The organism is Streptomyces sp. NPDC037242 (assembly GCF_055604165.1).
Genome location: NZ_JBVJUY010000011.1, coordinates 172,885 through 181,464 on the forward strand (window position 1 = coordinate 172,885; position 8,580 = coordinate 181,464).

Genomic DNA, 8,580 nt, shown 5'->3' on the forward strand with positions numbered 1-8,580 from the left:
CGGAATGACCGGCCTGATCGCTTTTCGCGAGATCGTCCTTAAGGTTCACAGCAGATGCGATCTTGCTTGTGATCATTGCTATGTCTACGAACACGCAGATCAGAGCTGGCGAGCCCGGCCGAAGGTGATCTCCCCCGAGGTGATTTCCAAGACCGCGTCGCGGCTCGCCGAACATGCCCGTGACCATGAACTCCCCTCCGTCACGGTGATTCTCCACGGAGGGGAACCCCTGTTGGCGGGCACCGCCCGGCTCCGGCTCGTGTGCGAGGCGTTCACCCGGGAACTCGCCGGAACCGCCGCCCTCGACCTGCGGATCCACACCAACGGGCTCCAGCTCAGCCCCCGCTACCTCGACCTCTTCGACGAGTTCGACGTCCGGGTGGGCATCTCCCTCGACGGGGACCGCGCCGCCAACGACCGGCACCGCCGTTTCGCCGACGGGCGCACCAGCCACCCCCTGGTCCTGGCCGCCGTGGCACTGCTGCGCTCCGCGCCCTACCGCCACCTCTACCAGGGTCTGCTCTGCACCGTGGACGTGGCCAACGATCCCGTCGCCGTCCTGGACGCCCTCGTCGAACTAGAGCCCCCGCGCGTGGACTTCCTGCTCCCGCACGCCACCTGGGAGACTCCCCCGGCCCGCCCCGACGGCGCCCCCGACGCCTACGCGCGCTGGCTGCTGCGGGTCTTCGACCACTGGGAGCGCCGCGAGCGCCCGGTCCCCGTACGGCTCTTCGAGTCCCTGCTCTCCACCCTGAGCGGCGGGCCCAGCCTCACCGAGTCCCTCGGCCTCGCGCCCACCGACCTCGTCGTCGTCGAGACCGACGGGCAGTTGGAGCAGGTGGACTCCCTCAAGAGCGCCTTCGAGGGGGCCGCGGCCACCGGGTTCAACGTCTTCGACCACGCATTTGACCAGGTCGCGGCCCATCCCGGGATGCGCGCCCGGCAGCTGGGCCTGGCGGGCGTCAGCGATGCGTGCCGCCGCTGCCCCGTCGTACGTTCGTGCGGGGGCGGGCTCTACACGCACCGCTACAAGGCCGAGGGCGACACCGGCGGAGGCTTCGACCACCCGTCCGTCTACTGCACCGACCTGCGCGAGCTCGTCGACGGCGTGGAGGGGCGTACGGCGGCCCGTGCGACCGCGCCGGAACTGACCGACCCCGCCGAACTCGCCCGCTCCCAGGAGGAGCTGACCCGCGTCCTGCTCGCCCGGCTGAACGCCGACCGGACGGGTGACCCCGACTGGGCGCGGGCCTGGGAGCTGCTGGCGGCCGTGGAGGCGGCCGGGGAGGCGGGCGCGGACGCGGTGGACGCCGTACTGGGCCACCCCTTCACCCGGACCTGGGTGCTGGCGGCCCTGGACGCGACGGGCGGAGGGCCGCGCGACGGCGCGGAGCCGGCCCGCAGGCTCACCTCGCTGACGGCCGCCGCCGTGCTGCGCGGCGGGCTGGACCTGCCGGCCGAGGTGGCCTACCGGGACGGCGAGGTCTACCTGCCGACGCTCGGGCTGCTGCGCCTCGGCGAGCCGGGCACCGAGGGGCGGGCCGCGCTGCACGCCACCGACGAGGGGTACGCCGTCCGCGACGGCCGCGCCGAGCACCGCTTCGGCCCGGCGGCGGGGGACGCGCGCTGGCAGCCCGTACGGACCTGGTCGCCCGGGCCGGACGCCGCTCCGGTGGCGCTGGAGGACCTCGACCCGTACCGCAACTGCTTCGCGCGCCCGCCCCGGCTGCGCCTCGGCGCCGGGGAGGCCGGGGAGTGGCGGCTGCGGCTGTCCGGGGCGTGGGAACTGCTGCACTCCACGGTGCCCGGCTTCGCCAGGGCGGCGGGAGCCGGGCTGACCACGCTGACCCCGCTCGCCGGCGGGCCGCGGGCCGGCGGCTGGGGGGAGGCCGGGCGGCACGGACCGGGCGCGCTCGGGGTGCCTTACACGGCCGGGGTGCGGGAGACCGCGCTCGCGCTGCTGACCGGGCGCAGGCGGGCGCGGCTGCGGGCGCTGACCGAGGTGGCCGACCTGTACGCGCTGGACGGGGAGTGGCAGCACCCCTCGCCGTGGCGGGAGCGCCCGGTGCCGGTGTCCCGGCTGCTGGCCGACGTACACGAGCGGGTGGCGGTGGAGGCGTACCGGCGGGCGACGGCGAATCCCGAGCCGGGCGGCGCCGACCGCATCCACCGGGCCCTGGACCGGCTTTCGGAGGCGGCCGAGCTGACGAGCACCGGCAAGCGTCTGGTGGCGGAGCTGCGCTGGGAGCTGAAGGCGGTCGACGCGTGAGCGGCCCGGACGGCGAGGGCCCGCCACCCCGGCCCGCCCGGCCCGGAGTCCTCTCCCTCGCCGTCCAGTTGCGGCTGCTCGGCGTCCGCCCGGGCATGCGCGTGATGGCCCACGCCTCCCTCGGCGGCACGGGAGTGCGCGCCGAGCCGCTGCGGGACGCGCTGACCGGCCTCCTCGGGCCGCGCGGGACCCTGGTGGTCCCCACGTTCACCCCGGAGAACTCGCGCACGTCCACCGCCCATCTGAAGCAGATCGCGGGCCTCAGCGAGGCGCAGGTGGAGGCGTTCCTCGACCGGATGCCCGCCTTCGACCCCGAGCTCACCCCGAGCCAGGGCATGGGGGCGCTGGCCGAGGCCGTGCGCACCGCTCCGGGGGCCGTGCGCAGCGCGCACCCGCAGACGTCCTTCGCCGCGCTCGGCAGGGATGCCGAGGCGTTGTGCGCAGGTCACCGCATCGAGAGCCATCTGGGTGAGGAGACACCCCTGGGAAAGATGTGCTGGGGGGGCGGCCAGGTACTCATGATCAATGTGGGTTTTTCGGTCTGCACCGCTTTCCATCTCGCGGAGTATCGAATTCCGAAGCCCCCCTTGCGCATGTACGAGTGTGTGGTGAAGGTGAACCTTCCGGGAGGGCAGCCCGGAGCGCCGCAGGCGGAAAGGTGGACCGCGTACGAGGACGTCGCGCTGGATGACAGCGATTTCGCCGAGATCGGCATGTCGTTCCCGGAATCCCGGGTGCGCAGGGGGCGGGTGGGAGGGGTATCGGCCGTGCTCTTCTCGATCCCGGATGCCGTCGATCACGCGCTTGAGTGGATGACCGAAAACAGACGCTGATTGACTGAACGATGAGGGGATGTGGCGAAGCAGCTCCGGAATGATGTTTCTTCGCTCGCATCTTCGGGACGGGGGTCGTGTGCCCGCATCAGTGCAGCCGTACTTTTTTCTCAGTTATGCGCATACACCGAGATTCGGGGCCGGGGGGCCCGATCCCGACATGTGGGTGGAGCGCCTGTTCCGTGATCTCTGCAGCCATGTCATGGCGCTGACGGATCTGCCCGCCGGATCCGATGCCGGGTTCATGGACCGGGAGATACGCAGCGGCGAGGGCTGGTCGGAACGGCTCGGGGCGGCGCTCGCCACCTGCCGGGTCTTCGTCCCCCTGTTCTCGCCGCGCTACTTCGCCAGTGAGATGTGCGGGAAGGAGTGGTACGCCTTCGCGCAGCGCGCCATCCAGCACGGCGCCGTCAGCAACCAGCCGGCCGAGGCCATCGTGCCCGCGCTGTGGGTTCCGGTACCGCCTTCCCAACTGCCCGGCCCCGCAGAGCGGTTGCAGTTCAACCACAACACCTTCGGCGAGCGCTACGTCACCGACGGGCTGTACGGCCTCATCAAGCTCCGCGGCTACGCCGAGCAGTACGAGCGGGCCGTGTACGAACTGGCCAAACGGATCGTCCGGGTGGCCGAGACCGTCCGGCTCGACCCCATCCGCCCGATGGACTACCGGGTGGTGCCGAGCGCCTTCGGCACCCCGAGCAGCGCGGCGCGCACCCTGCACGTCACCGTGGCGGCCGCCTCCCGGCACGATCTGCCGGAGGGCCGCAGCCCCGAGTACTACGGGGACAGCGCGCTGGAGTGGAATCCGTACCATCCGGTCGCCCAGCGGCCCATCGCCTACGTGGCGGAGGACCTGGTGCGCAGCCTCAACTACCAGACCACCGTCGGCTCCTTCGACGACGAGGCCGGGCACTTCGACAGCAAGCAGCCGCCGACCCGGCCGGAGATCCTGATCGTCGACCGGTGGGCGGTGGAGGACGAGCAGCGCCGCCAGCGGCTGGCGGCCTTCGACCAGGCCCCCCGGCCGTGGATCAACGTGGTCGTGCCCTGGAACCGCTACGACCACCAGAGCCGCGCGAAGGAGGGCGAGTTGGCCGACCGGCTGGAGGACACCATGCCCGTCAAGATGAGCCAGGGCAGGGCCGCCTGCCGGGCCGCCGCCAACGGCGTGGCCAACATGGAGACGCTCGGGCAGATCCTGCCGCAGGTGGTGGAGGCGGCGGCCCAGCAGTTCCTGAGACACGCACAGGTCTACCCGCCGGCCGGCAGCACCGGCACCGAACGGCCCAGGCTGCTGGGCCCGATGGGGATGGGCGCACCACCCGTGGCGCCGCCCGCCCCCTTCCCGCCCGGCGCATCCAACGACCGGCACAGTGAGAGCAACGACAACGACCGGGGGGACGCGGATGACAGCGAGTCGTGACAGCCTCGAAAGCCGTGACGGACGGATCGTCACCTTCTACTCGTACAAGGGCGGCACGGGCCGCACCATGGCGCTGGCCAACACCGCCTGGATCCTCGCCGCCAACGGCAAGCGGGTCCTGGCCGTGGACTGGGACCTGGAGGCTCCCGGCCTGCACCGCTTCTTCCACCCCTTCCTGGACCCCTCCACGCTCGGGGCCACGACCGGGGTCATCGACCTGATCAGCGAGTACGCCTGGGCGGCGACCAGCCCGGTGCAGCGCGCCGACGACTGGCACAAGGACTACGCGCGGATACAGCCGCACGCCGTCTCGCTCACCCCCGAGACCCTCGGCTGGGAGTTCCCCGACGGCGGCACCCTCGACTTCGTCTCGGCGGGCCGGCAGAACCGCGAGTACTCGGCGACCGTGTCCACCTTCGACTGGGACAACTTCTACGACCGGCTCGGCGGCGGGCTCTTCTTCGACGCCTTAAGGGCCGACATGAAGAAGAACTACGACTACGTCCTGATCGACAGCCGCACGGGCCTCTCCGACATCGCGGACATCTGCACGGTCCACCTCCCCGACATCCTGGTGGACTGCTTCACCCTCTCCGACCAGTCGATCGACGGCGCCGCCTCGGTCGCCCGGCAGATCGACGAGCGCTTCAACGACCGCGGCATCAAGATCTACCCGGTCCCGATGCGCATCGACGAGGGCGAGAAGGAGAAGGCGGACGCGGGCCGCGCCCTGGCCCGCATCAAGTTCGACCGCTTCCCCAACGGCCTCGTCGGGGACGAGCTCACCTCCTACTGGGGCGCGGTGGAGATCCCGTACCGCCCCTACTACGCCTACGAGGAGACCCTGGCCACCTTCGGCGACGAGGCCGGGCTCACCAACTCCCTGCTGTCCGCCTTCGAACGGCTCACGGCCGTGGTCACCGAGGGCGACATCACCTCCATGCCCGCCATCGGCGAGGAGGTGCGCCTGCGGATCCGGGACGCCTTCACCCGGCGCCGCCCGGCGCTGCCCGCCGACCTGTTCCTCTCCTACGTCGCCGAGAACCGGATGTGGGCCGACTGGATCGAGTCGGTGCTCACCCGGGCCGGCTTCCGGGTCGTCCCCAAGGACGTCTCGGCCGAGCGGGTACCGGCCGCCGCGCCCGGCGCCGGGGACACCCTGGGCGGCGGGACGGGCATCAGCATCGACACCGCCGCCCGGACCGTGGTGCTGCTCTCCAGCGCCTACCTCAAGTCCGCCCGGGCCGTGGACGTGTGGGAGCGCGCGGCCGCCGAGGACCCGACCGGCGGGCGGCGCCAGCTGGTGCCGCTGAGGGTGGGCGACGTACGCCTGTCCACGCCGTACATCGACCGCAATCCGGTGGACCTGTTCCGGCTCGACGAGGTGCACGCCACCACCGCGCTGCTGCGTGCGGTGGAGCGGCCCATGGCGCTGCCCGACAGCGTCGCCAGCGCCTCCCAGCCCGGCCCCCGGTTCCCCGGGACGGTCCCGAAGATCTGGAACGCGCCGCCGCGCAACCCGGGGTTCACCGGGCGCTCGATCGTGCTGGAGCGGATGCGCGACCAGCTCGGCGGCGGCATGGCCGTGGTGCTGCCGCAGCCGCAGACCCTGTACGGGCTCGGCGGCGTGGGCAAGACCCAGGTGGCGCTGGAGTACGTACACCGGTTCATGGCCGACTACGACCTGGTCTGGTGGATCTCCTCGGAGCAGACCGACGACGTGGTCGCCGCCCTCGCGGAGCTGGCCGTACGCCTCGGTGCGCAGACCGGCGAGGACATGTCGGCCGCCTCCCAGGAGGCGATCGACCTGCTGCGGCGCGGGGTGCCCTCGGCGCGCTGGCTGCTGGTCTTCGACAACGCCGACGATCCCGAGACGCTCAAGCGGTTCTTCCCGCCGGGCGGCCCGGGGCACGTGCTGGTGACCTCCCGCAACCAGTCCTGGTCGCAGTACGGTGACGCGCTCCCGGTCGACGTCTTCCTGCGCGAGGAGTCCATCGAGCACCTCCAGCGCCGGGCCCCCGGGCTCAGCAAGGACGACGCCGAGCAGGTGGCCGTGGCGGTGGGCGACCTGCCCCTCGCCGTCGAGCAGGCGGGTGCCTGGATCGCGGAGACCGCGACGCCGGTGTCCGCGTACATCGAGCAGCTGGCCCAGCAGGCGGCCCGGGTACTGGCGCTGAACCAGCCGCCGGGATACCCGGAGCCGGTCGCCGCGACCTGGAACGTGTCCATAGAGCGGCTCCAGTCCCGCTCGCCCGCCGCCGTACGGCTGCTCCAGCTGTGCGCCTTCTTCGCGCCCGAGCCGATCTCGGCGAACCTCCTCTACAGCAAGGAGATGATCGACGCGCTCAAGCCGTACGACTCCTCGCTCCAGGAGAAGCTGGTGCTCGGCCGCGTGATCCGGGAGATCGGCCGCTTCGCGCTGGCCAAGGTCGACCAGGTCAGCAACAGCATCCAGGTGCACCGCCTCGTACAGGCGGTGATCCGGGCGCAGCTCTCGGAGGAGGAGCAGCGCGAGGCCCGGCACGCGGTGCACCGGATCCTCGCCGGTGCCCGGCCGGACGACGACGAGCCGATAGACAACCCGGAGACCTGGCCCCGGTTCAACACCATCTGGCCGCACCTGACGCCGTCGGAGGCCCGGTTCTGCAAGGAGCCGGAGACCCGTCGGCTGCTGATCGACCGCGTCCGGTACCTGTGGAAGCGCGGTGACTTCAAGGCTGCCTACCAGCTGGGCGAGGAGCTGCGCGAGACCTGGCGCGAGACCCTGGGAGGCGACGACCTCCAGTACCTCTACCTGCGGTTCCACCTCTCCAACATCCTGCGTTCGCAGGGCCGGTTCGTGGAGGCGATGGAGCTGGACGAGGGCACGCTGGAGCGGCAGCGGGACGCGCTCGGTCCCTCGCACCCGCACACGTACATGACCACCAGCGGCCTCGCGATGGACCTGGGCGCGCTCGGCCGGTACGGCGAGGCGATGGAGCTGGCCACGGCCGCGCACGAGGGCTTCGGGCAGATCTTCCACGAGGCGCACCCGCGCACCCTGGCCGCCGCGAACAACCTGGCGCTGAACCTGCGCATGGTCGGGCAGTACGCGCGGGCCAGGGAGATCGACCAGGAGGTCTTCGACCGGCGCACCGAGGTGCTGGGCACGGACCATCCGTACACGCTGTCCTCGGCGCAGAACCTCGCGCGCGACCTGCGCGAGGTCGGCCGGTACGACGACTCGGTGCAACTGCTGAGCCGGACGTACGAGATCTACAAGCGGACGCTGGGCCGGGCCTTCCCGGGCACCCTGTCGGCGGCGAAGAACCTGGCGGTGTCGCTGCGCCGGGCGGGCGTCACGGAGGACGCGCTGCGGCTGACGACGGCGACCCGCAACCGCTACCGGGCGAAGTACACCTCGGTCAACCCGGACCTGCTGGCCTGCGAACTGAACCTGGCCGCGGACATGTTCGCGACCGGGGACCCCGGCGGGGCGCGGGACCTGGCCCAGGAGGTGGTGGACGAGTACATGAAGGTGCCGGGCGAGCGGCACCCGTACACCCTGGCCGCGGTCAACAACCTCGCGGTCTTCCACTGGGGCACGGGGGCGGCGGAGACGGCCGAGCCGATGCTGCGCCAGACCATCCGGTACATGCGCGAGGTGCTGGGCGACAACCACCCGCACACCATCTTCGCCCACCTCAACCTGGCCAACAGCCGGGCCGACCTGGGTGATCCGGAGGGCGCCCTGGAGCTGGAGCGACTCGCGGTGATGCGGCTGCGCGAAGCGCTCGGGGCGCACCACCCGGAGACCCTGGCGAGCGCCTCCAACATGGCGATCAGCCTGGACTCGATGGGCCGCAAGGAGGAGGCGACCCGGGTACGGGCCGAGGCGGTGGCCGAACTGGCGCGGCTGCTCGGGGAGGACCACGGTCTGACCCGCTACGCGCGCGACGAGCGGCGGGTCCACCGCGACCTGGAGCCCCTCGCCGTGTGATCCCACGGCGGGGGGGGGGGGGAGGGACCGAGGTCCAACGGCCCCCCCCCCGACGCCGGGGCCCCCCAAAGCAGCC

4 protein-coding genes are annotated in these 8,580 nt (G+C 72.1%); all 4 read left to right on the forward strand.

All coding sequences use genetic code 11. The features are described 5' to 3' along the window. Nucleotides 1-4: 4 nt before the first annotated feature. The 4 genes from fxsBH (at nt 5) to fxsT (ending at nt 8,504) form a co-directional block, all read left to right on the forward strand. Entirely contained in the window at nt 5-2,269 is a 2,265-nt protein-coding gene (gene fxsBH, locus ACZ7GJ_RS15880; RefSeq protein ID WP_470752083.1) for a radical SAM/SPASM protein FxsBH, inactivated beta-hydroxylase extension form, read from the forward strand. Between the two features lie 104 nt (nt 2,270-2,373). After that, nucleotides 2,374-3,102, forward strand: a complete 729-nt coding sequence (locus ACZ7GJ_RS15885) for an AAC(3) family N-acetyltransferase (RefSeq protein WP_470752085.1) — start codon at nt 2,374-2,376, stop codon at nt 3,100-3,102. 43 nt (nt 3,103-3,145) lie between these two features. After that, nucleotides 3,146-4,525: a TIR-like protein FxsC gene (locus tag ACZ7GJ_RS15890; RefSeq protein WP_470752160.1), complete on the forward strand. Its 1,380-nt coding sequence runs from the start codon at nt 3,146-3,148 to the stop codon at nt 4,523-4,525. Continuing rightward, entirely contained in the window at nt 4,509-8,504 is a 3,996-nt protein-coding gene (gene fxsT / locus ACZ7GJ_RS15895) for an FxSxx-COOH system tetratricopeptide repeat protein (RefSeq protein WP_470752086.1), read from the forward strand. The genes ACZ7GJ_RS15890 and fxsT overlap by 17 nt, the downstream gene beginning before the upstream one ends. Nucleotides 8,505-8,580 lie beyond the last annotated feature (76 nt).

What these genes read in the sequence shown, in the direction of transcription:
- fxsT (WP_470752086.1), top strand. Translation starts at nt 4,509, where the DNA reads ATGACAGCGAGTCGTGACAGCCTCGAAAGCCGTGACGGACGGATCGTC.
- ACZ7GJ_RS15890 (WP_470752160.1), top strand. Translation starts at nt 3,146, where the DNA reads ATGTTTCTTCGCTCGCATCTTCGGGACGGGGGTCGTGTGCCCGCATCA.
- fxsBH (WP_470752083.1), top strand. Translation starts at nt 5, where the DNA reads ATGACCGGCCTGATCGCTTTTCGCGAGATCGTCCTTAAGGTTCACAGC.
- ACZ7GJ_RS15885 (WP_470752085.1), top strand. Translation starts at nt 2,374, where the DNA reads ATGGCCCACGCCTCCCTCGGCGGCACGGGAGTGCGCGCCGAGCCGCTG.